The organism is Pseudoalteromonas sp. SCSIO 43201, assembly GCF_023716725.1.
GTDB classification, from domain to species: Bacteria; Pseudomonadota; Gammaproteobacteria; order Enterobacterales; family Alteromonadaceae; genus Pseudoalteromonas; species Pseudoalteromonas peptidolytica.
Genome location: NZ_CP072683.1, coordinates 2,984,008 through 3,006,142, shown reverse-complemented (window position 1 = coordinate 3,006,142; position 22,135 = coordinate 2,984,008). Strand labels below are relative to the sequence as shown.

The window sequence follows — 22,135 nt, the reverse complement described above, 5'->3', positions numbered from 1 at the left end:
TCGTTGTCTAAATAAAGTGAGTCCAGTGGGCTCACTTTTCTTATTCACCGTGATTGTGCTTTCAGCAGTTGTTAATTTAGGTTACTCTACTATCTTGCGATTCACTTTTCAGTTTTATTTGGGTCATGACGGACAAAAAGAAAACAACACCTACCAAAAAATCAAACGTCAAAGCGAGCACTTCACGTAAAAAAAAGACCCAACCTGCTAGCACTAAGATGCAAAAAGTTAAGCGTAAAATATTAAGCGCGACATGGTCTTTTGTGTGGAAAGGCACGGTAGCGATGATATTTGTCGTGGCAATGTATGTTATCTATCTAGATGCAAAAATAAGCAGGCAATTTGAAGGAAATAAATGGGAACTGCCGGTTCAAGTGTATGCCAGAGCAATGCAGTTTTTTCCTGATCAATACTTGAATGAAAAAGAGGTATTATGGGAGTTAAAACGGCTTAACTACTCCCGTGTAAATCGTATTAGTCGTACCGGTCAATATACGGTACAAGGTCGCACTATCACCATTCACCGTCGAGCATTTGAATTTTATGATGGGCCTGAAAATGCGCGTATTTTTACCCTAAATTTTGCTAGTAAAAAGCTCGCAAGTATTGTTGATAATCAGGGGCGACGTTTATCCGCAGCTCGCCTTGAGCCAGTGCAAATAGCACGTATCGGTAACGAAACTCGCCAAGATAGAGAGTTTGTACCTTTTGATAAGTTTCCCAATATCCTCAAAGAAACATTATTAGTGGTGGAAGATAGAAACTTTTATGACCATCACGGCGTTTCAGTGCTGTCGATTTTGCGTGCGCTTTATACCAATATAAAAGCAGGCCGTACGGTGCAAGGTGGAAGTACGTTAACTCAGCAATTGGCAAAAAACTTTTATCTTACTCGTGAGCGTACACTGATTCGCAAAGTGAATGAGGCATTTATCGCGTTAATTTTGGACTTCCGCTACAGTAAGGATGAAATTCTGGAAGCCTATTTAAATGAAGTGTTTTTAGGTCAAGCGTATAACCAAGGCGTGCATGGCATGGGGTTAGCGGCAGAGTTTTATTTTGCAAAGCCCGTCGATGAATTAGAGTTCGACCAGATTGCAATGCTCATTGCAATGGTCAAAGGTCCTTCTTTTTATAACCCCAGACGTTACCCTGAACGGGTGATGGAAAGACGCGACCTAGTGTTACGATTAATGGTAGAAAACGGCTTAATTACAACGCCTGAATATCGCGTAGCATTGGCGCGACCGATTGATGTTGAGCCTTTAAAAGCCAGTCGTTTACAGTCGTATCCTGGATATCTAGAGTTGGTTAACCGCGAGCTGAAACAGCTAGTTCCTGATGATAGCCTGATTGACTCCGGACTGAGAATATTCACGTATCTAGATTTACAAAAACAAACGGCAATGGAGGAAGCGGTTAAAAAGGGGTTACCATATTTAGAACGCCGCTTTAAAACTGAAGATCTAGAGACCGCAATGTTATCTGTTAACGTTGAAAAGGCTGGCGTGTCAGCACTAGTTGCCGGTAGGCAATTAAAGTTTTCAGGGTTTAATCGGGTGCTGGATACAGAGCGAAACATAGGCTCATTAGTAAAACCTGCTATTTATTTGAGTGCATTAGCTAATCCAAATTATCACTTAGGTATGCTATTGGATGATAACCCGCTGGAAGTGACTGATGGCTCAGGTAAAGTGTGGTCGCCAGAAAACTTTGACCATAAATTTAGAGGCAAAGTCCCTATGTTTGATGCTTTTAGTAATAGTATTAATATTCCTGCTGTGAACTTAGGCTTGGATGTCGGAGTAAACCGCGTAGCACAAACATTAAATGAGCTTGGGGTCGATAAGTCTATCACGCTTTATCCATCGTTACTGTTAGGGGCATTGGAATTATCTAGCTTAGATGTGGCACAAGCCTATACAACGATTGCGGCTGATGGCAAACATAGTGAATTAACAAGTGTTATGGCAATCACGGATTCAATCGGTAAATTGCTTTACGACCATAGAGTGAAAAAGCAGCAAATATTAGACCCAGAAGCTGTGTATATGACGAAGTACGGACTAAAAAGGGTGACGAAGAAGGGAACAGCTAAGCGTTTAAACTTACATTTCCCTTCTATCCAGCTAGCAGGTAAAACAGGGACGAGTAATGATTTACGCGATAGTTGGTTTGCAGGGTTTGACCAAAATACAGTGACAGTGACTTGGATAGGAAGAGATGATAATAAACCAACGGGGCTGACAGGAAGTCAAGGTGCACTCGAACTTTACATTCGTTACCTCAAACCACTTAACCCTCAAGCTATTGTGGATGAACGCCCTGATTCAATCCGTTGGGCATTCATTAACCCTAAAACAGGTAAACAATCACCTCCTAGTTGTGGCCCTGTTGTGCAGTTGCCTATTCGATCGAGTATGTTTGAGCCAAGACCTAGGTGCTAATCCTAACCTTTGTTTAATATACTGAGTCTATAGATAATCTATAAGTCAACAAAGCGATTGGTTTGGTACAAGCCAATCGCTTCTGCTTTACTCCCACATATTGAGTAATGATTACGGCAAAATGCTATTACGTTCTAAATTTGTCAATTTCCCTATTTAGGGTTTGCGATAGGGTACCGAGTTTTTTAGCGTCAGCTTGTGTTGCTCTAGCTGAACCTAATGTGTGCTGCGCTAAATTGTTGATATCTTGAGAGCCACTGAGTGCATGTTCGGTCGCCTGTGTTTGCTGCTGAACAAGTTGACTAATGAGTTTTCCTTGCTCGTCAATATCACGCATACTTTGCTCTGCATGCTGTAACACATTATTTGTTTCATTGGCAGCGGTGACGCTCTGTGCCATATTCTCTTCACTGCTGCGCATTTTATTTTGGGTATCTTTAGAGGCCGCTTGCAAGGACTGGATTATATTGTGTATTTCTTCCGTCTGCTGCTGAGTTCTTTGCGCTAGGGTACGGACTTCATCAGCCACTACCGCAAACCCGCGACCTTGTTCACCAGCTCGTGCGGCTTCTATTGCAGCATTTAGCGCCAGTAAATTAGTCTGCTCCGCAATTTCTCTAATCGCAGAACTTACTTGACTGATATTTTGCGTATCTTCGGCAAGCTTATCTAATGATGCCCGGCTTTGTTGAAACTCTGTCTGTAACTCTGTCATTTGTCCCGCAAGCGTTGTGGTATTGATACTACTTTGCTTGACGTGCTGAGCGGCAACTGATGCCAATTCAGTTGCATTAAATGCAGCATCTTCCACTGAGCGTGCGGACTGTGCCATATTTTCAAGTGAGTGGTGAATCGATTGGATCTTACTCTCTTGCTGCGCCACATCTTTTTCGGTGTCTTGGCTTATTTGATTGAGTGTTTTCGTTGCTTGTTGTAGTTCGTTGCTCGTGAGCTTGACGTTACCAAGTAGCGATATAAAAGCGTCTAAAACCGCGTTAAATTGATCAATAATTTGGCTTAATTCATCAGAGCCTATCGTCTTAGCTTTAACACTCAAATCTCCACTTGCTGCACTTTGTGCCGCTTTTGAGAAAGTGGTAATGGTTCCGATGACAGATAAGTAAAAACCAATCATAAGATAAATAGCCAGCAATAGCGCAAGGATAGATGCAATCGCTACGGTGTTTCTGATCCATTGTTGTTGGCTCTGCTTTTCAGCAACTAATGCTGCCAACGTGGGAGTGGCTATGTTAACAAACTGCTTAATAGTTTGACTGGCTTGCTGATAATGTCGATTGAATTGCGATTGTGATAGCGCTAACTCGTCTGGATCAAGTAGCCCTGCTTTAACCGCACTTTGATAGTTTGACAAGCTAGCATTGAGATCTACCAGAGATTGATTTAATTGCTTTTTTAGTTGTTTATTATGATTCATCGCGATGTTTAGCGTTCCTGAAAACTGCTTCATTACCGCAGGCAAACCTTTATGTAAGTTAGATAGAGCGATAAAACTGTCTGGGGTAAAGCTTCCTCTGCTGATCACGCGTCGTGCTTGCACTTCAATTTGATTAATTTGTGCGATTAACTGAGGAGTAGACTCTACCAATGTACGATTGAGATAATTACGGCCAAGATCATCGTCAACCGCGAGCTGAGAGGCAATTGAAAGCTGCTCAAGTGCACTGGTATTTGGCGCGCTGAACGAAGGTAATTTGGCTTGCTTAAGTAGGCTGGTGTTATTCGCACTATCACCATTTAGAATGTTTTCTAGCATTTGAGGGTAGAATGTGAGCCCTTGTCGCTGCATATCACTGACGGAAATCGAGTGATTGAGCACACCATTTAGAAAAAACAAGCTGAGGCTTAAAGGTAATAACAACAGGCCAAAAACAACTGCCATTTTGGTTTTATATTGCAAACTTGCCATCAAGCGAGTTGCAGGGTTAACTATGGTATTGAATCCAGCCATCACTTCCTCTGTATGAATAGTCTATTTCAAAGATACGGTACAAGTAGACCGAATCTTTTCAAAAGTTTATTCAAAGGGTAGCTGAAAAAACAAAAAAAGCCCTGAGCGGGCTTTTTAAATGATTAATTTTATTTATAGTTTGGCAAATGCACGCTTTGCTGCACCAATAGTTTTGGCAATTTCTTCATCAGAGTGCATCGTACTCACAAAACCAGCCTCAAATGCTGATGGAGCCAAGTACACGCCTTCATCAAGCATTAAGTGGAAGAATTTTTTGAAACGCGCCAAATCGCATTCTGTTGCTTGTTGGTAACTTGTCACTTTCTCAGCTTCAGTAAAGAAGAAACCAAACATGCCACCAGCATAGTTTGTGGTGAGTGCAATACCAGCCTCATCAGCAGCGGCTTGGAAGCCTTCACACAATGCTTTACTTTTTGCTTCAAGCTCTTCGTGTAAGCCATGCTCTGAAAGTAGCTCTAGTGCTTTTAAGCCGGCCGCCATAGCGATTGGGTTGCCAGATAACGTCCCTGCTTGATAAACCGGGCCCACAGGAGCGATGTAGTCCATGATTTCTTTTTTACCACCAAACGCACCGACAGGCATACCGCCGCCGATCACTTTGCCTAAACAGGTAAGATCAGGTTGGATGTTGTAGTACTGCTGAGCCCCCCCTAGTGCAACCCGAAAACCGGTCATAACTTCATCAAAAATAAGGACACTTTGATTGTCAGTACAGATTTCGCGTAGCCCCTCTAAAAAGCCTTCAACAGGAGGAATACAGTTCATGTTACCTGCGACAGGCTCAATGATTACACAAGCGATTTGGTCTTTGTACTGAGCAAATATAGCTTTTACTTCGTCTAGGTTATTGAATGAAACCGTTAACGTGTGTTTGGCAAAATCAGCCGGAATACCCGGTGAGTTAGGTACACCCATAGTCAGTGCGCCAGAGCCAGCTTTTACCAGTAGAGAGTCGGCATGACCATGATAACAACCTTCAAACTTCAAAATCTTGTCACGGCCAGTGTAGCCACGAGCAAGGCGGATAGCACTCATTGTTGCCTCAGTACCAGAGCTTACCATACGTACTTTTTCAATGGAGGGAACCAACGCTTTTACTTTTTCCGCCATTAAAATTTCAGTTTCAGTCGGAGCACCGTAAGATAAGCCATTTTCAACGGCATCAAGTACTGCTTGCTTAATTTCGGGGTGATTATGACCCAAGATCATCGGACCCCAAGAGCCTACATAATCAATGTATTGTTTACCATCGGCATCAAAGGTATGAACGCCTTGTGCTTTGGTAATGAATAGTGGTGTGCCACCAACGCCATTAAATGCGCGAACTGGAGAGTTTACGCCACCTGGAATTGAGTCGAGGGCACGTTCGAATAAATCTTGACTGATTGTCATTGTCGATCCTTTTTAGCTTTCACGTTTGCGGCTAAACCAAGGTACATCCACCTCGTATTTTTCCACTTGGTTTTCAACACCTAGCGTTAAGGCAAAAAGTGCCATACGGATCAATACACCATTTTGTACTTGGCGGAAGATAGCTAGGTTGTCATTATTATTTAGGTCATTATCAAGTTCATTTGCATCACTGCGGCTATCTCGTGGCAGTGGGTGCATTAAAACTGAGCTAGGTTTACAGTGTGCGTCATAAATTGCCTGGCTTATTCTAAAGCCGCCACGGTATTTATTTGCTTCTTCTTGAGAAGGGAAGCGTTCTTCTTGAATGCGAGTTTGATAAACAATATCAGCAGCTAGATTGCCTTCCATTTTTGATACCAGTTCAACCTTATGCCCAGCATTATCAACCACATCTAAAATTGATTGTGGCATTTGTAAGCCGTCAGGGGCAACCATGGTAAAACGGATATCTTTGTAATGGCTGAGCAGCTTTGATAACGAGTGCACGGTGCGGCCATATTTTAAGTCACCGACTAAGGCGATGTGCATACCATCAATTCCTGCACCAAATCGGCCAAGCTCGCGATCAATGGTGAGCAAATCTAAAAGCGCTTGTGTTGGGTGTTCATTTGGACCATCGCCACCGTTGATAACGGGTACATCCGATCCTGTTGCAAATTCAGCGACTGAGCCGGCATCAGGGTGACGCATCGCGACAGCATCAGCATAAGCCGAGATCACGCGGGCAGTATCATATAAAGATTCACCTTTGGCTAATGCTGAGCTTTGCATACCTGTGGTTTCGCGAACCAAACCACCTAGCAAGTTGAACGCAGTACCAAAACTCACACGTGTTCTGGTACTTGGTTCAAAGAATAAATTTGCCAAAATCGCGCCATCAAGTACTTGAGTGCGTTTTTGCTTTTTAGCATAGGGTTCCATTTTTTTAGCAATGGAGAAGATGTGTTCAATAGAATCTCTGTCTAGTTGATTGACAGAAAGAATGTTTTCACCTTGGAAACTGAACATGTGGCGATTCCTAAAGACAAATTGACTACCGGGTTGCAGGGCGCTCACCCAACCAGATAACACGCAGAATGTGGGCGGTTACTTGGGCGTATATTATACCCAAGTACCCCTCATAATGCACGGCTACAGTGCAGGTTTTAAGACGGCAAGAAAGACGATAGCTAATAGCAGCAGTACAGGAAATTCGTTAAAGTAACGATAAAACTTATCGCTTCTTTGGTTGCGGTCTCGTTTGAAGTCGTTGAGTAACTTAAAGCAATAGCCGTGATAAATGTAAAGTACAGTGACTATGGCGAGTTTGTAGTGCAGCCACATACTGTGTTTAAACCACTCCCTGCCATACTCAATAATGGTCAACACGCCAAATACAGCAGTAAGGATTGCAAACGGAGTGACAAAGTAGAGCAATCGTCTTTCCATTATCTTGAGCATAGAACTACAAGATTTCTCTTCAGTTAAGGCATGGTAAACAAACAAGCGTGGTAGATAAAAAATGCCTGCAAACCAAGCGATCATAAAAAAGATATGTAAGGCTTTATATGTTAACAATAAGCTCATTGTCAGTCCCAAGTAGTAAATTAAGGTAAACAGCCCCTAGAGTAGACTGTTTCTAGTGGTGAGTATGTGACGAATTTGATCCCATCGCAATAACCCAAGTATTTGTTTATTATCCTTTTGGTTATAAATGTATACCGCACCTGAGCGCTTGTCTTTTAATACATCAAAGGCATCGGCAAGTGTTGCTTGGGTACTCAAGCCTTGCAACTCTATGTAAGATACCGATACGCTTTCTTGTGAGATCAGGTTCAAATCGTATTCAGCAAGACGATAACCACTTTGTTCATCGTACACAATCAGCGGAGTTTGGCTGTCGACCGCCGATAGGGTTTCTTTTATTTGCTCTTTGTCGTCTGAATAGAGCAATTTAAAGTTTTCATCCATTTCAGCCACAATCCCTACTTTCTGTAATGCCTCTTTCGCCGGTGAAACTTGATAAGGTAGACCTTGAAAATCTAGCTGTTGGATGAATATTGAACGGTTGCCAAAAACCTGTAACGCGGTTACATAAGCGGTGGTGATCACTAACATTGCAGGCACAATAATTTTGGGATTTGAAGTCAACTCCATTACGGCGGTCAGCGCGGCAAGGGGAGCGTGTAAGGTTGCGGCAAGTAAACCTGCCATACCAAGTACGCCATAAGTGCCAGCGACATCCACACTCGGTGAAATAAATTGGGCAAAAAATGACATTAGAGTGCCCATAATTACGCCAAGTCCAATAACAGGACCAATAATCCCTCCGGGAATACCTAAGCCAATAGCAAATAAAGTAGCCAGAAGTTTGGCAATTAATATCGTGGTGAGTAGCTGTAAATTATGGGGGGACTCTACAGCTTGGGTGATGGCACTCATGCCGGAGCCCATGGCACCTGGAACCGCATAACCGATTAAACCGGCAATTAAACCCGCTAGTAATAATCGAGGAAACATGCTGATCGGTTTAAAGGTTTTAATGATAAGCATGAGGTTTTGATTAAAGGCAAAAGCGACAGCCCCTAGTGCGGCGCCACAGATAATCAGGTAAGGATAGTGCCAAAAACTCAAAGGCGTAATATGAATAAGAGCTAACTCGGAATTGTTTCCAAACACATATTGTGTGCTCATTGCACCAATCACTGAGGCCAACATCACAGGTACAAAAATGTGAATTTTGTACTCCCTTAGCACCACTTCCATAACAAAAATTACAGCCGCAAGTGGCGTATTAAAGGATGCCGCAATACCGGCAGCTACCCCGCAGCCTGCCAATGTTCTTGCTGCATTTAGTGGTAAATGTAAGCGTTCAGATAAGACGCTCGCGGCGGTCGCACCCATATGAACAGATGGCCCTTCACGACCGACTGAAAAGCCACTGATCAAGGCCACTGCACCACCAAAAAATTGGTTAGCAGAGTTCCAAATCGGCATGTGACCGTAATGGTGCTTAATACGGTTGATCACATACGGGATCCCGAGGCGATAATGCTTAAACCCAGTAAGCGCTGCGAAAGTTGCGATGAGTAAGGCTGCTAGTACAGGTAAAAATAGTCTGTGTAACTCTGACAGCTCTGTAAAGTCATCGGGTTTATCGAGAAAAGTGCCCTGGAATAGTTCTATAGTAAGGCGAAATGTGATTATCAGCATGGCTGCGAGTAACCCTGCGGCTGCTCCTAAGAGGCACAGTTGGGCTGAGGTTTTCGGTTTAGCAAGACTTCGTCTCAGTGCATCCAGCGACATAAACGTAATTCCACGATAATTAACATCTTAAGAATACCAAATTTTTGACATTAAATCCTTGTGTTATCCCAAGTTCAGGTTACACATCCTATGTACGCATTCGAAGACTTAAAAGGGTATGACGCTATACTTGATTAAAACACTCAGGTATTAGATAATTTACAAATTACAGGATTAGGGGTCCACATCTATGTCTGAACAGTTACCAATTCAGTTTTCTGATGCAGCAGCAAGCCGTGTAAAAGAGCTAATAGAGGAAGAAGAGAACGTTAACCTTAAATTGCGTGTATATGTTACAGGCGGTGGTTGCTCTGGCTTTCAATATGGGTTTACCTTTGATGAAAAAGTTAACCCTGGTGATTTAGAAATCGTAAAAAATGGCGTTACTATGGTTGTTGATCCGATGAGCATTCAATACCTAATTGATGGCATTGTAGATTACACCGAAGGGTTAGAAGGCGCTCGTTTCTTTGTTAATAACCCAAATGCGACAACGACTTGCGGTTGTGGCGCAAGCTTTAGCGTATAACGGTAATACCTAAAGAAGTCACTCAAAGAGTCATGTTTACATGACTCTTTTTGTTTTTATAGACTCATGACTTGGTGTATAAAAGTCCAGCAATCGACCTCATAAACTTCCCGTCAGATACATCATCAGGACGAAAAAGCCCAGCACAAATGATGAAAATGCTAGGATGTATACAAAACCTTTCTTTCCTCGTTTCAGTGGCACGCCGTTTGAACGCAAAAAGAAATACCATCCAAAACACAGTAAAATTGGCAGCAAAAACAGTAGTCGAATCATTTTGTATCGGCCTCTTTTTTAACCTTTTATTGAATACTAGCTATAAGTTTTTATTTTTTAAAGAAAAATAATTTATTTCAAATACTGGTACATTTTTTAAAAAATTTGTTAAAGTGTTACTGGATATTACAGTGCTTGATGAATTAAGAAAAAGTAAAAAATTAATTAGGTGTTAACTGTTTTTTAGTCTATACCTAATTGGGTACATGGGGACAAAGCCAATTTGTCGATATGTTACAATTTATGGTTCAGTGATATGTGATCGCAACCTTAGCGCTTTAGCAGTCAATAAAAACAATTTACTGAGCAAAGCTTTGTACTGGTTTGATGTTGAGCTGGCGGAGGGTGCCGCGCTTAGCATTAAAGAGTCAACTGTGATATTTGAGCAAACACTAAATGAGACGGGCATATTTCATTTAGGTAATTTAGTCTTTCATCTAGTAGGAGATGTTTAATATGATGGGTAAAACGGTTTCTTCCGAAGAAAACGGCAAACTAACTAAGTGGCTTAAATCAAAACGCCATGAGAAGGGTCATACAATGCGTAGCCTTGCTCAAGTGCTAGGTACACCACATTCTTTCATTGGTAAAATTGAAAACCAAGAGCGTCGTTTGGATGTAATCGAGTTTTTACGTTATTGCGAAGCGCTTGAAGTTGACCCTTACGAGGGATTGCAGCTAATTAAAGAAGAGCAATAAGCGCTACGCTAGCAAAATGAAAAGGTGCAAGGAACTGCACCTCTAGCGCTTGTTAGTGTGATATGCACGTTCAATTGCATAAAGTTTGTGTCTAATGAGATATAAGAACAACAAGGATGGTAGTACCATTAGTGCTGTTAGCGCGAAAAAGACCGCCCAATTTCCTCCAAGTAAATCATCTATTACAAAACCACTATAACCCGATAGCATGGTACGTCCTAGACTCCCAAGAGAGGCGAGTAGCGCATAGTGAGTAGCGCTGAAAGCTCTATCGCAAAGCATCGAAATGAATGCAACCATGGCCACGAGCGACCAAGCTTGTGTAAATCCATCAATAATAATAGCCATCAAATATAAGTGCTCTTGTGGACCTGCTACTGCAATCCAAGAGAACATCAAGTTAGACGCTGCCATGGCAACACCACTGATAAATAGGCCTTTGACGATGCCATATTTGTGATTAAATATGCTGCCTAAAAAAGCAAATATGATAGTAATAACACCTGTTCCGAGCTTAGAGTACTGACCTATTTGGGTGTTAGTGAAGCCGATTTCTTTGTAAAAGACGATAGACATTCGAGCCAAAAACGCTTCACCAATCTTAAACATAAAAATAAAAGCAAGCAGTGCACACGCTGTTTTCACTCCATTTTTCTCGAAAAAGCGCTTAAATGGTTCGACTAAGGTGACAGCTAACCACGCTACCACCTTGGTATAGACAGAAGGTGAGCTGGCGAGTGTCAGCTTTTGCTCATAGCTTTGCTGTAACTGCGCTTGGACCTGCTCTCGATGAGACTCAGGCTCTTTGGCTAAGAGTGTGATGATAAATAGACAGCAAACAACAGCACTTAAGATTTGGTAAATAATAGGCCAGCTGAATCCGGGCAAGTCGGCGATAAAAAATGGAATTGCTCCTAATAAAGCATAACCCGACCACCATCCTGACGTTGCCATCGCGGCGGCAGCGGTTGCTTTCTCGCTCTCGTTCTCGGGCAAAATATCAATACGATAAGCATCTATTGCAATATCTTGTGTTGCTGATAAAAGTGCAATAATGAAGCACAATAATGCGGCATGTGAAAGGTGTTCCGTGATCGACACACTCGCCAGTGCAAAGGTGGCAACAATAACAATAACTTGGCAGCTAGCTATCCAGCTGCGTCTCTGACCTAACCAAGTGTGCAACAGCGGTATTTTGATTCTGTCGACGAGTGGAGACCAAAGAAAATTAATGGTGTATGCACCATAAACCAGACCAAAAAGACCTATGGTGCTTCGGCTCAAACCTTCGTCTTTGAGCCAAGCTGACATCACCGAGCCAATTAATACCCAAGGAAAACCACTACTTATTCCAAAGGCAAAAATGGTAAGTAGGCGTTTGTCCTTGTAGTAACTGAGGTACTGTGAAAAGCTAGATGATACCAACATAACGAAGATTTACTCAGGTTGCTTTAGTACGTCGATGGACAGGATCACAACAGGCTCTTTGGGAATAAAGGTATAGCCAAGTTTTTCATTGTAATCCGTTTCCACTTGCATGATAGCATCCAGTGTTTCATAGCCTTCCATTACATTTCCAAACACAGCAAAACCCCAGCCTCGACCCGGATTTAAATGGTCATTGTCAGCCATGTTAAAGAAAAACTGTCGAGTACCAGAATGTGGTTTATTATCTTGATAAGCCATTGCAATGGTGTACATATCATTTTTCAAACCATTACCACTTTCATTAAAAATGGCCTCTCGCTCAAACATACCATCGTATTCTTTGTCGTAGCCTCCACCTTGAATGACGAAGTCTCTTTCGTTGGCTTCATCGCGCTCAACACGATGAAAAACAGAGCCATTGTAGTCTTTATTAATCACATAAGTGAGGAAGTTGTTGACCGTGATAGGTGCTCTTGAGCGATCTAGTTCAACGATAATAGGGCCTTTGGTGGTATTGATTTGCACCCGTGGGAATAGATTGTTTTTTTGCACAAACTTGCCGTTCATATCGGCAAAGGCGCAGACACTAAATAGTAAGATAGTTAAACTTAAGATTATTTTTTTCATTAACGTCCTCTCACAAACTGGATAAATTCTGGGTCTTGAACGATGCGGGCAACGACTTGTTGAGCTAGGTTATTAAGCTGTTCCTCCACTTTGGCTTGATCATGCTTTAGCGGCCCCGACAAGCTCGCGCTCCCCTTATACTGCTTTTCAAAGCTTCTAGTGCCTTGCGTAACTTGTATCGTTACATTGGTTTGAGCGTCACTTTGGTGCTGTGATAGGGTTTCTGCGATAATTGCTTTAAAGCGGTTGATGTTCACCACAACTTTGGTTGGTGCTATAGGTGTAACTTGTGCGCCATGCGCTGCAAGCGCTTGTGTCATCACATGATTAAGGTTGACTGGCAAGTTTGCATCCGGCATGTACAGCGCCGGTTCCTGATCTTTCACGCGAATAGTGTATTTAGTCGTGCGCAAGTCATTGACTTGTAATGCCATGTTGGTATTCAAAGCATTCGAAGATGGACCTTGATACTGCGGGTGCAAAATTACGCTGCGAGGTGTACTACTACACCCAGCTAAAAGAAAAGAGAGCACAGCAATTAACAATATAACACGCATTTATTTAGCTCCTTTTAGTTGCACTTAATACAGTGAACTTTTTGTTGTTTCCGAGTGTTTTACAATTTCCGAACAGGCGTTTCAGTTTATCGTCATATTCAAGGTGGCGGTTGCCAATTATTCTCAACTCTCCACCGTGACGAAGTGCGGCCTTTGCCTGCATAAACATTTGCCAAGCGATATGGTCGGTTATTGCATTTGCTTGATGAAATGGCGGATTACACAGTATCAGATCAGCCCCTTCATTTTCAAAACCAGTCAAGCAATCATTTTGTATAAAACGACAGTCTTTGACTCGTTCTGGCAAATTGTGACTAATATTTTGCTGCGCACTATGTACAGCCATTGCAGATTCATCAATAAAAGTCACAGTGGCATTAGGCATTTTCGCTAACGTCATTAATCCAATTACCCCATTACCACATCCCAAGTCGATAACCTTGAGAGGCTTTTTCCCCATAGGTAAATAATTGATAAAAAATCGAGCGCCAATATCCAAAGAGTCTCTTGAAAATACATTGGCCTCATTAGACAGTACGAAGTCTGTTTTTTCCAAAGGCCAGGACACAGGAAATTTACTATCAATCGCTTTGGCTGACGTCTTGCTGAATATTAGGCGTGACTTTTTAACTGCTAAGCTTGTGGTAGGCTCAGTTAGAAAGTGCGTAAAGCTTTTTAGTGTTGAGGTGTGGATTTCTTTCGCTTTGCCTGCCGCAATCACCGGAATATCAGCGTCAAGTTTACTCAGCTTCGCCAATTGTGACTGTAATAAGCCGGCGTTTTTCGGCAGCTTAAGCACAACCAAATCAATATCTTCAGGGTATGTGTCGATGCTACTGAGTACCTCAACTTGGGCGTGCTCCAGTTCATTGACTTCTAGGTTGTGTTGGTAAGCTAAGGTACTGACAAAAGAATCAGTCACTAGGGTGCAATGTTTGTCGGCAAGTGCGCAACATAATGCCCCGAATGCGTCATTAATGATTAAGATACGATTTGCGTCGATGTGGTGTTCAAAGACATAATCTAACAGGTATTCGTCGGCTGAATCCCAAGCTTGTAAGCTACGATTTTTTTGATCGAGTGGAAACCTATGTAGCGTAAATGGTTTTCCGGCTAGAGTTGCATCAGTCGTCATGAGTCGTTTCTGTAAATAAAAGCAGCGGATAGTTTAACATGAGAGCAGTAGACAACGCACGGAACTTGCCAAGCGGTTTTAGCTATCAGCCAAGTGCCATTAGCTTTGAGAAAAGTTTAGCCCTATATGATGCGCTTTATAGCACTATTCCTTGGCAGCAAAATACCATCACATTATTTGGTAAGACCCATAAAATCCCCAGACTTGAGCGATTTATTGCCGATCCTGGTGTGCGCTACAGCTATTCAGGAAAACTACTCGACAGTGCGCCTTGGCCAGGGATATTGCAAGGTATTAGAAAAACACTTGAGCAGCGCTTTGACGTCTCATTCAATGCGTTATTGGCAAACTATTACCGCGACGGTCAAGATAGTATGGGTTGGCATAGTGATGATGAGCCTGAACTAGGGGCTACACCTGTGATTGCATCTTTGTCACTTGGGGCAACACGGAAATTTAAAATACGTCACAAAAACACTCAGGAGGTGACCGATATTTTCCTAGAAACCGGGAGCCTGTTAATGATGCAAGGCAACAGCCAGCGAGATTACCAGCATGCCTTACCCAAGCAAGCAAAAGTCACGCAAGGGCGTATTAATCTGACTTTTCGAAGTGTTGGAAATGCTGAGTGATAGGCGTATAGTAAGGCCACGAATTGCTATGGGAGACAAAGTTTAATGTCAATGCAATCACAAATTTACGACAAAATCGCGCAAGCAGTTGCCTGCAAACACCTTAATGTTATTAATGAAAGTCACATGCACAGCCGTGGCGAAGACTCTCACTTTAAGGTTATCGTTGTGAGTGAGCAGTTTATAGGGCAGCGCTTACTTCAGCGTCACAGAAAAATTAACGAAGTACTGAAGGATGAATTACAAAATCACATCCATGCTTTAGCAATACATGCCTACACGCCGGAAGAGTTTTCAGAAAAAGAAGGTCAAGCACCAGTATCACCAACATGTTTAGGTGGCTCAAAGTTTGATAGCTGATCAGATGTGTGTTTTGCATTTCTACCAGTACACTACGCAGTAATTTTAATAAAGTGGGCGTAGACTCACTTTTATTTTTTGTATCAAATTAATGGATAGGATCACTTATGGTCATTAAACCAAAAATTCGTGGATTCATTTGTACGAACGCGCACCCTGTAGGCTGCGCCGAACATGTAAAAGAGCAAATTGAGTACGTAAAGCAACAAGGTCAAATTGAAAATGGCCCTAAAAATGTTTTAGTGATCGGTGCGTCAACAGGGTATGGTTTGGCTTCTCGTATTACCGCGGCATTTGGTGCTGGCGCGAAAACCCTTGGTATCTTTTTTGAAAAAGAAGGCACAGAGAAAAAAACAGCCTCTGCGGGTTGGTACAACACCGCTGCATTCCAGCAAGCAGCTGAAGAAGCCGGTTTATGGTCAAAGAATATTAACGGTGACGCATTTTCTGATGAGTTAAAGCAAAAAACCATCGACACCATTAAGACTGAGCTTGGAAAAGTCGATCTTGTCATCTACAGCCTTGCTTCCCCTCGCCGCAAAGACCCTAAGTCTGAAGAGGTTTACTCTTCGACGCTTAAGCCTATTGGCTCTGCTATTACTACTAAAAACCTAAATACATCAAAGCGTATTATCGACGAAGTGACTGTTGAGGCAGCAAATGAAGAAGAAATTGCAAATACAGTTAAAGTAATGGGTGGTGAAGATTGGGAGCTTTGGATTGATGCGCTTAAACAAGCGGATGTACTCGCCGATGGCTTTAAGACGACTGCCTATACGTATATCGGTAAAGAGCTAACTTGGCCAATTTATGGACATGCGACAATTGGTAAAGCGAAAGAAGATTTAGACCGTGCGACACTTGCTATCCGCGAGACGACATCTGATATTAATGGTGAGGCTTATGTTTCTTCGTTAAATGCGGTTGTGACGCAGGCAAGCTCGGCGATTCCTATTATGCCTTTATATATTTCTGCGCTGTTTAAAGTCATGAAAGGGGATGGTACCTATGAAGGGACTATTGAGCAGATAGATGGTTTGTTCCGCGAAAACCTATACGGACAATCTCCGCGCTTTGACGAAGGCGGTCATTTATTCCAAAACTATAAAGAGCTAGAAGAGGGTGTACAGGGTCGCGTGCAAACAATTTGGGATACGGTAGATACAGACACAATTGATGAGCTAACAGATTATGTTGGCTATCATAATGAGTTTTTAAAATTATTTGGGTTTGGTCTAGAAACAGTTGATTATGATGCTGATGTAGAAGCTGCAGTAGCGATTAATCATCTAATCTAGCAAACTATATGATTTGAGGCTAGGGCTACACCTAGCCTTATTTTACGTCGCGGCTAACTCCGGACTTCACTCGTAGTGTGGTGCGCATCGCCACTGTGGGATTTTCTTTTCATACGCTTGAATAAACGCTTCTTGTTCAAGGGTTTGTCCAATTGCATCAAGTCCTTTAATGAGCGTCTCTTTGTGAAGAGGACTGATGGTAAATGAATAGTTATCACCATTACAGCTTACCGTTTGATTAACCAGATCAACGGTGATAGCCGTGTCGGCGGCGCTTTGTACCGCGTCAAATAAAGCATCCATCTCTGATTTAGACAACGAAACGGGTAACAGTTGATTGTTGATGCAGTTGCCATAGAAAATATCAGCAAAACTGGTGGCGATCACCACCTTGAAACCGTAATCTGCTAATGCCCAAGGCGCATGTTCTCGACTAGAACCACACCCAAAATTTTCTCTACTGAGCAGGATCTCCGCGCCTTGGTGTTGAGGCTGGTTTAACACGAACTCAAGATTAGGCTGCGTGCCAGCGCTATCTAAGTAACGCCAGTCATGAAATAAGTGCCGACCAAAGCCTTGCTTAGAGACCGAAGTTAAAAACTGTTTGGGGATTATCTGATCTGTATCCACATTAACCTGATCGAGCGGCGCGGCTTTGCTTGTTACCGTTGTAATACCACAACTCATAGCTATTCCTTAATAAATTCTCTAATATCGGTAAATCTGCCTTTTATGGCTGCCAATGCGGCCATCGCAGGGCTGACTAAGTGGGTTCGTGAACCGCGACCTTGTCGTCCTTCAAAATTTCGGTTGCTGGTAGAAGCGCACCTGTCTCCTTGAAGCAACAAATCATCATTCATACCTAGGCACATCGAGCAACCAGGTAAGCGCCACTCAAATCCAGCCTGAGTGAAAATCTTATCAAGCCCTTCCACTTCGGCTTGTTTTTTCACTTCACCAGAGCCAGGTACCACAATTGCTGACACACCAGATGCAATCTTATTATTTTCGACTACCCTTGCAGCGGCACGGAGATCTTCGATGCGACCATTGGTGCATGAGCCAATAAATACATGATTTATCTCAATGTCTGAAATTTTAGAGCCCGGCGTGAGATCCATGTAGTGTAATGCTTTTTTGGCAGCTTCTTGATCGGCAGGATCCGTGAAGCTATTTGGATCTGGTACTATGTCATTAATACCCAAGACATGCCCAGGGTTAGTGCCCCATGTCACTTGCGGTTGAATGTCGTTGGCATTGAGGGTTACAACCGTGTCGTAGAGTGCGTTGGGATCAGCTGTGAGTTGGCTCCAGTCTTGACAAGCAAGCTCCCACAGTTCGCCCTTTGGTGCAAACTCTTTATCTTTCAAGTAGGCAAGTGTAACCTCATCTGGTGCGATCATTCCGGCTTTGGCTCCAGCTTCGATAGACATATTGCAGATAGTCATTCGAGCCTCCATAGAGAGACTTGCTATTGCACTACCACAATACTCGATAACATGTCCGGTCGCCCCTGCATGCCCAATTTTGGCTATAATAGCGAGGATCAAATCTTTTGCCGTCACCCCAAAAGGTAAAGTGCCGTTGACTTCAACTTTCATCGTCTTGGCTTTATGCTGCTTTAGACTTGTGGTGGCCATAACGTGCTCGACCTGAGAGGTACCAATCCCAAATGCCAGTGCGCCAAATGCACCATGTGTTGCGGTGTGTGAATCTCCACATACGACCGTCATACCCGGTAGAATGAGTCCACGCTCTGGTGCCATAACATGTATGATCCCTTGTTTCACATTACCTACAGGGTATAGCTGAACGCCAAACTCCTCGCAATTTTCAATCAAGGCTTGTAGTTGTCTGCGGTTGTTATCGCCGCACGCATCTATGGCTAATGAGCGAGTAGAGATACTGTGATCCATGGTGCCAAATGTTTTATCTGGGCTGCGTAATTTGCGCTGCTTTTGCTTTAACCCATCAAATGCTTGAGGAGAGGTGACTTCATGTATTAAATGCCTGTCAACATAAAGCAATACTTCATCACCGTCTTGCGTAATGACATGCGCATCCCACACTTTTTCATACAAGGTTTTAGGCATTACTAGTAGCTCCTTGCAATATAGTCTCTGATGTAATCGCCTACTTCTGAAGTTGACTTAGCAAGATGTTGCTCATCACTAGGAACAAGCTCTTTGGTTAATACCCCTTGTTGAAGTGCATGCACGACACCTTGTTCAATAGCATCAGCAGCAGCATTTTGATCTAGGCTATAGCGCAGTAACATTGCAGCTGAAAGGATCTGTGCAACAGGGTTCGCGATGCCTAAGTTGGCAATATCTGGAGCTGAGCCTCCCGCTGGTTCAAATAACCCAAAACCGGATTGGTTAATACTTGCCGATGCGAGTAAACCCATGGAACCTGTGATCATAGCGCACTCGTCGGATAAAATATCCCCAAATAGATTAGAGGACAAAATGACATCAAAATCGCTAGGTTTACGAATTAACTGCATTGCTGCATTGTCAATATACATGTGTTCAAGTTGTACATCTGGGTAGCTTGTAGCTACTTCATCTACCGTTTCACGCCATAGCCGACTGCACTCAAGCACATTTGCCTTATCGACAGAGGTTACTTTTTTATTTCTTTTTTGAGCAGCTAAGAAAGCAAGATGAGCAATACGAGTTATCTCTGACTTTGAGTAACGCATGGTATCAAACGCGACTTCTTGGTCGTTATTCAACTCACGTCCCTTTGGTTGGCCAAAATAAATACCACTTGTGAGCTCTCGAACAACCATCATATCAACCTGCTGCTGTGCAATGTCGCTGCGTAATGGTGATAGATGTTGCAGCCCTTGATATATTGTCGCTGGGCGAAGGTTACAAAAGAGATCGAAGTGTGACCTAAGCTTTAGCAATGCGGCTCGCTCTGGGCGCTGATCGAGTGGTAAACTATCCCATTTCGGTCCACCAATAGAGCCAAATAAGATGGCATCGGCGCACTCACAACCTGCAAGTGTCTCTTGTGGTAACGCATGATTATGTTTATCAATGGCGATACCGCCAACATCGTAATGTTGAAAGTAGAATGTTAATGCAAATTTATCTGCAATTATATCTAGTACTTTCAGTGCTTCAGCCATGACCTCTGGACCAATTCCGTCTCCAGGCAATACAGCTACTTTATAAATTTTGTTCATTGGTTTATTCAATATCCCTACATACAATGTGCAGCCAGATAGCATTACTAGCGAATGTATCGTATTTTTTGCTACCTAACTGCAACTCAAAGCTCACGCCGGTGCGGTATAACCTATTTTCCCGCGCTTGGCTAAGTTATCTATCGTTCATATAAAAGGCGATGCCAATAATATCTCGATACGTTTCAATATTGGGTAATTTGGGTGTGAACGGAGACACATAATGTTTGTGCTTGAGATCTTCAACATAAAGGCTTTGTCCAGGCTCTAGCTTTTTCTCAAATAAAATGTTGCTGGTGTCGTTGAAGTCGCTAATAAAAGAGATTGCACCGTTCACATTATGCTCATTGATTAGGTTGATAGCGATAAAGTCGGTTTCATCATGGTGAAAACCTTCAGGGGCAGGGTAGCCGACAATCTTAGCATCTGCGGTAACGCGTATTTGATGGCAACCAATAAAAAAGTGATCGGCATTGACCCACTCTTTTTCTAATGCGTCAGTAACAATCGCTTGCGCAAATTTTTTGGCCTCCTCACCCGTATGTTGGAACGATCTTTTAATTCCACCAGCGTATGAGTTAGCTTCATTAGATTGAAAAAAAGGCTTAGTCGCATTCCAATCGACTTTACCATTTTTTACTTCACCATAAGAAAAAGTTCTAAAACGTTTCATGCCATCTTTGATGTAAGGATCGGCTGGCAACGCATCATAGCTTTTTAATAAGTCATTATTAATTTTGTCAGCATTACATACTAAGCTGAAAGACATGATTAAACTCCTAATTAATTTAATTATTTCATAATGCTGGGTTAGCAATATGTCCTTTGATTGCTGATTCCACCACGGTTCTAGGGCTAGCAAGGTGGGTAAGTACGCCTTTACCTTGGCGGTTTTCAAAGTTCCTGTTGCTAGTAGAAATACACCTAGTGCCTGCGGATAAAGTGTCGTTGTTGATTGCAACGCATAAAGAACAACCCGGGAGACGCCACTCAAATCCGGCTTGTTCGAAAAGCATATGAAGCCCTTCAGCTTCAGCCTGCTTTTTGACTTCCATTGAGCCTGGAACAATGATCGCTTTAACTGTTGGGCTAACACGACGTTTGTTTATTTGCGTAGCCGCTGCTCGTAAGTCTTCGATTCTGCTATTCGTGCATGAACCAACAAAAGCAACATCTATTTTTACTTCATCTAAGCGCATACCCGGCGTTAACTGCATATACGAGTAGGCTCTGCTCATTCCTTGTGCTCTGTTCTCGTCTTGTTCTTGCTCTGGGAAAGGTAAGAGACTAGTAACGTCAATCGCATGTTCTGGACTGGTTCCCCAAGTTACAAAAGAGTGAGTATCGTCGACATTGATACTTGCTTCTTTGTCAAAGATGGCATCATTATCGCTACGTAATGCTGTCCAATCTGCCAAAGCTTCTAGCCAAGCATCGCCTTTTGGAGCCAATTGCCGACCTTTGATGTAATCAATGGTTTTCTGATCCGGAGCTATTAGCCCTGCTTTTGCGCCTAGTTCAACTGACATATTACAAAGCGTCATTCTTTGTTCCATGGACAAGTTTTCAATTACCGATCCACAAAACTCGACTACATAGCCGTTGCCTGAACTTACACCAAGAGTTTGGATGGTTTTCAAAATAATATCTTTTGCAGAAATAGCATCATTAGGTCGACCTTCAACGGTGATCCGAAATGTTTTTTGTTTCTTTTGTACAAGCGTCTGAGTGACAAGGACATGTTCGATTTCAGAAGCGCCAATACCAAATGCAAGTGCGCCAAATGCGCCATGTGTAGAAGCGTGCGAATCTCCACACACTACAATTGTTCCAGGAAGAATAAAACCAAGTTCTGGGCCGATGACATGCACTATCCCTTGACGAGTGTGACCTAAATCAAACAGAGGAATACCATGGGTTTCACAATTACTGTGCATTAATGCTAGAAGATTACGTTGCTCAGCGGACATGACGTCGATAAGATCTTTTGCCGTTGGCACTACGTGATCCATGGTGCCTATGGCAAGCAGCGGTTGCCGAACACTGTGCTGCTTTTCTGACAAACCAGAAAATGCCTGTGCAGATGTCACTTCATGAATGAGATGTCGGTCAACATATAATAAAGAAAATCCGTTGGGCATTTCCTTCACTAGGTGGCTTTCCCAAATTTTATCGTAAAGTGTTTTTGCTTTCACAATCTTTCCCATTTGTATTGCATTTCTTCAATTTCATTAAGGTTTTGTTTGTTGTTTATTATTTTGCA

20 protein-coding genes are annotated in these 22,135 nt (G+C 42.7%); 6 read left to right on the top strand and 14 right to left on the bottom strand.

Features of this window, described 5'->3' with window-relative positions:
• Positions 1–125: 125 nt before the first annotated feature.
• Positions 126–2,447: a penicillin-binding protein 1B gene (gene mrcB / locus J8Z24_RS12955; protein WP_176031974.1), complete on the top strand. Its 2,322-nt coding sequence runs from the start codon at positions 126–128 to the stop codon at positions 2,445–2,447.
• Between the two features lie 127 nt (positions 2,448–2,574).
• Here mrcB and J8Z24_RS12950 read toward each other — a convergent pair whose 3' ends face one another.
• The 5 genes from J8Z24_RS12950 to J8Z24_RS12930 form a co-directional block, all read right to left on the bottom strand.
• Positions 2,575–4,416, bottom strand: coding sequence for a methyl-accepting chemotaxis protein (locus J8Z24_RS12950; protein ID WP_252094804.1), 1,842 nt, complete (start codon positions 4,414–4,416; stop codon positions 2,575–2,577).
• A 132-nt stretch (positions 4,417–4,548) separates the two neighbouring features.
• Complete coding sequence (hemL, locus tag J8Z24_RS12945; protein ID WP_176031972.1) at positions 4,549–5,829, bottom strand: glutamate-1-semialdehyde 2,1-aminomutase; 1,281 nt, start codon at positions 5,827–5,829, stop codon at positions 4,549–4,551.
• 12 nt (positions 5,830–5,841) lie between these two features.
• Positions 5,842–6,858, bottom strand: coding sequence for an aspartate carbamoyltransferase (locus tag J8Z24_RS12940; RefSeq protein ID WP_125250954.1), 1,017 nt, complete (start codon positions 6,856–6,858; stop codon positions 5,842–5,844).
• 123 nt (positions 6,859–6,981) lie between these two features.
• Positions 6,982–7,416 carry a CopD family protein gene (locus J8Z24_RS12935; RefSeq protein ID WP_128729734.1) on the bottom strand — a complete coding sequence of 145 codons (435 nt, stop codon included), beginning with the start codon at positions 7,414–7,416 and terminating at the stop codon, positions 6,982–6,984.
• Positions 7,417–7,452: 36 nt separating this feature from the next.
• Complete coding sequence (locus tag J8Z24_RS12930; RefSeq protein WP_125250952.1) at positions 7,453–9,135, bottom strand: chloride channel protein; 1,683 nt, start codon at positions 9,133–9,135, stop codon at positions 7,453–7,455.
• Between the two features lie 190 nt (positions 9,136–9,325).
• Here J8Z24_RS12930 and erpA point away from each other — a divergent pair, with 190 nt between their 5' ends.
• Both erpA and J8Z24_RS12920 read left to right on the top strand, forming a co-directional pair.
• Complete coding sequence (gene erpA / locus J8Z24_RS12925) at positions 9,326–9,664, top strand: iron-sulfur cluster insertion protein ErpA (protein ID WP_088529908.1); 339 nt, start codon at positions 9,326–9,328, stop codon at positions 9,662–9,664.
• 732 nt (positions 9,665–10,396) lie between these two features.
• The gene (locus J8Z24_RS12920; protein WP_125250951.1) at positions 10,397–10,639 is read left to right on the top strand and encodes a helix-turn-helix domain-containing protein; all 243 of its coding nucleotides are present in this window, start codon (positions 10,397–10,399) and stop codon (positions 10,637–10,639) included.
• A 42-nt stretch (positions 10,640–10,681) separates the two neighbouring features.
• Here the strand turns inward: J8Z24_RS12920 and J8Z24_RS12915 are convergent, their stop codons facing one another.
• The 4 genes from J8Z24_RS12915 to J8Z24_RS12900 are packed head-to-tail and all read right to left on the bottom strand — an operon-like array spanning position 10,682 to position 14,386.
• On the bottom strand, positions 10,682–12,067 hold the full coding sequence (locus J8Z24_RS12915) for an AmpG family muropeptide MFS transporter (protein ID WP_252094803.1): 1,386 nt from the start codon (positions 12,065–12,067) through the stop codon (positions 10,682–10,684).
• 9 nt (positions 12,068–12,076) lie between these two features.
• Positions 12,077–12,694 (bottom strand): peptidylprolyl isomerase, encoded by a 618-nt coding sequence (locus J8Z24_RS12910; RefSeq protein WP_125250949.1) that lies wholly within the window; start codon positions 12,692–12,694, stop codon positions 12,077–12,079.
• A complete protein-coding gene (locus J8Z24_RS12905) occupies positions 12,694–13,251 on the bottom strand; it encodes a YajG family lipoprotein (protein WP_125250948.1) in 558 nt (185 codons plus the stop codon). Before J8Z24_RS12905 ends, J8Z24_RS12910 begins: the two co-directional genes overlap by 1 nt.
• A 4-nt stretch (positions 13,252–13,255) precedes the next feature.
• Positions 13,256–14,386: a methyltransferase gene (locus J8Z24_RS12900; protein ID WP_128729730.1), complete on the bottom strand. Its 1,131-nt coding sequence runs from the start codon at positions 14,384–14,386 to the stop codon at positions 13,256–13,258.
• A 38-nt stretch (positions 14,387–14,424) separates the two neighbouring features.
• On the opposite strand from J8Z24_RS12900, the gene J8Z24_RS12895 reads away from it, so the two are divergent.
• The 3 genes from J8Z24_RS12895 to fabV all read left to right on the top strand — a co-directional run bounded on the left by J8Z24_RS12895 (position 14,425) and on the right by fabV (position 16,676).
• Positions 14,425–15,018: an alpha-ketoglutarate-dependent dioxygenase AlkB family protein gene (locus J8Z24_RS12895; protein WP_252094802.1), complete on the top strand. Its 594-nt coding sequence runs from the start codon at positions 14,425–14,427 to the stop codon at positions 15,016–15,018.
• A gap of 45 nt (positions 15,019–15,063) precedes the next feature.
• Complete coding sequence (locus tag J8Z24_RS12890; RefSeq protein WP_125250945.1) at positions 15,064–15,378, top strand: BolA family protein; 315 nt, start codon at positions 15,064–15,066, stop codon at positions 15,376–15,378.
• Positions 15,379–15,485: 107 nt separating this feature from the next.
• Positions 15,486–16,676 (top strand): enoyl-ACP reductase FabV, encoded by a 1,191-nt coding sequence (fabV, locus tag J8Z24_RS12885; RefSeq protein WP_252094801.1) that lies wholly within the window; start codon positions 15,486–15,488, stop codon positions 16,674–16,676.
• Between the two features lie 66 nt (positions 16,677–16,742).
• On the opposite strand, the gene leuD is transcribed toward fabV, so the two are convergent.
• The 5 genes from leuD to leuC (J8Z24_RS12860) all read right to left on the bottom strand — a co-directional run bounded on the left by leuD (position 16,743) and on the right by leuC (J8Z24_RS12860) (position 22,079).
• On the bottom strand, positions 16,743–17,363 hold the full coding sequence (gene leuD / locus J8Z24_RS12880) for a 3-isopropylmalate dehydratase small subunit (protein WP_252094800.1): 621 nt from the start codon (positions 17,361–17,363) through the stop codon (positions 16,743–16,745).
• A gap of 2 nt (positions 17,364–17,365) precedes the next feature.
• Complete coding sequence (leuC, locus tag J8Z24_RS12875) at positions 17,366–18,769, bottom strand: 3-isopropylmalate dehydratase large subunit (RefSeq protein WP_176031966.1); 1,404 nt, start codon at positions 18,767–18,769, stop codon at positions 17,366–17,368.
• Between the two features lie 2 nt (positions 18,770–18,771).
• Positions 18,772–19,872: a 3-isopropylmalate dehydrogenase gene (gene leuB / locus J8Z24_RS12870; RefSeq protein WP_176031965.1), complete on the bottom strand. Its 1,101-nt coding sequence runs from the start codon at positions 19,870–19,872 to the stop codon at positions 18,772–18,774.
• A gap of 136 nt (positions 19,873–20,008) precedes the next feature.
• Positions 20,009–20,641: a 2OG-Fe dioxygenase family protein gene (locus J8Z24_RS12865; protein WP_125250940.1), complete on the bottom strand. Its 633-nt coding sequence runs from the start codon at positions 20,639–20,641 to the stop codon at positions 20,009–20,011.
• 28 nt (positions 20,642–20,669) lie between these two features.
• Positions 20,670–22,079, bottom strand: coding sequence for a 3-isopropylmalate dehydratase large subunit (gene leuC, locus J8Z24_RS12860; RefSeq protein ID WP_176031964.1), 1,410 nt, complete (start codon positions 22,077–22,079; stop codon positions 20,670–20,672).
• Positions 22,080–22,135: the final 56 nt, after the last annotated feature.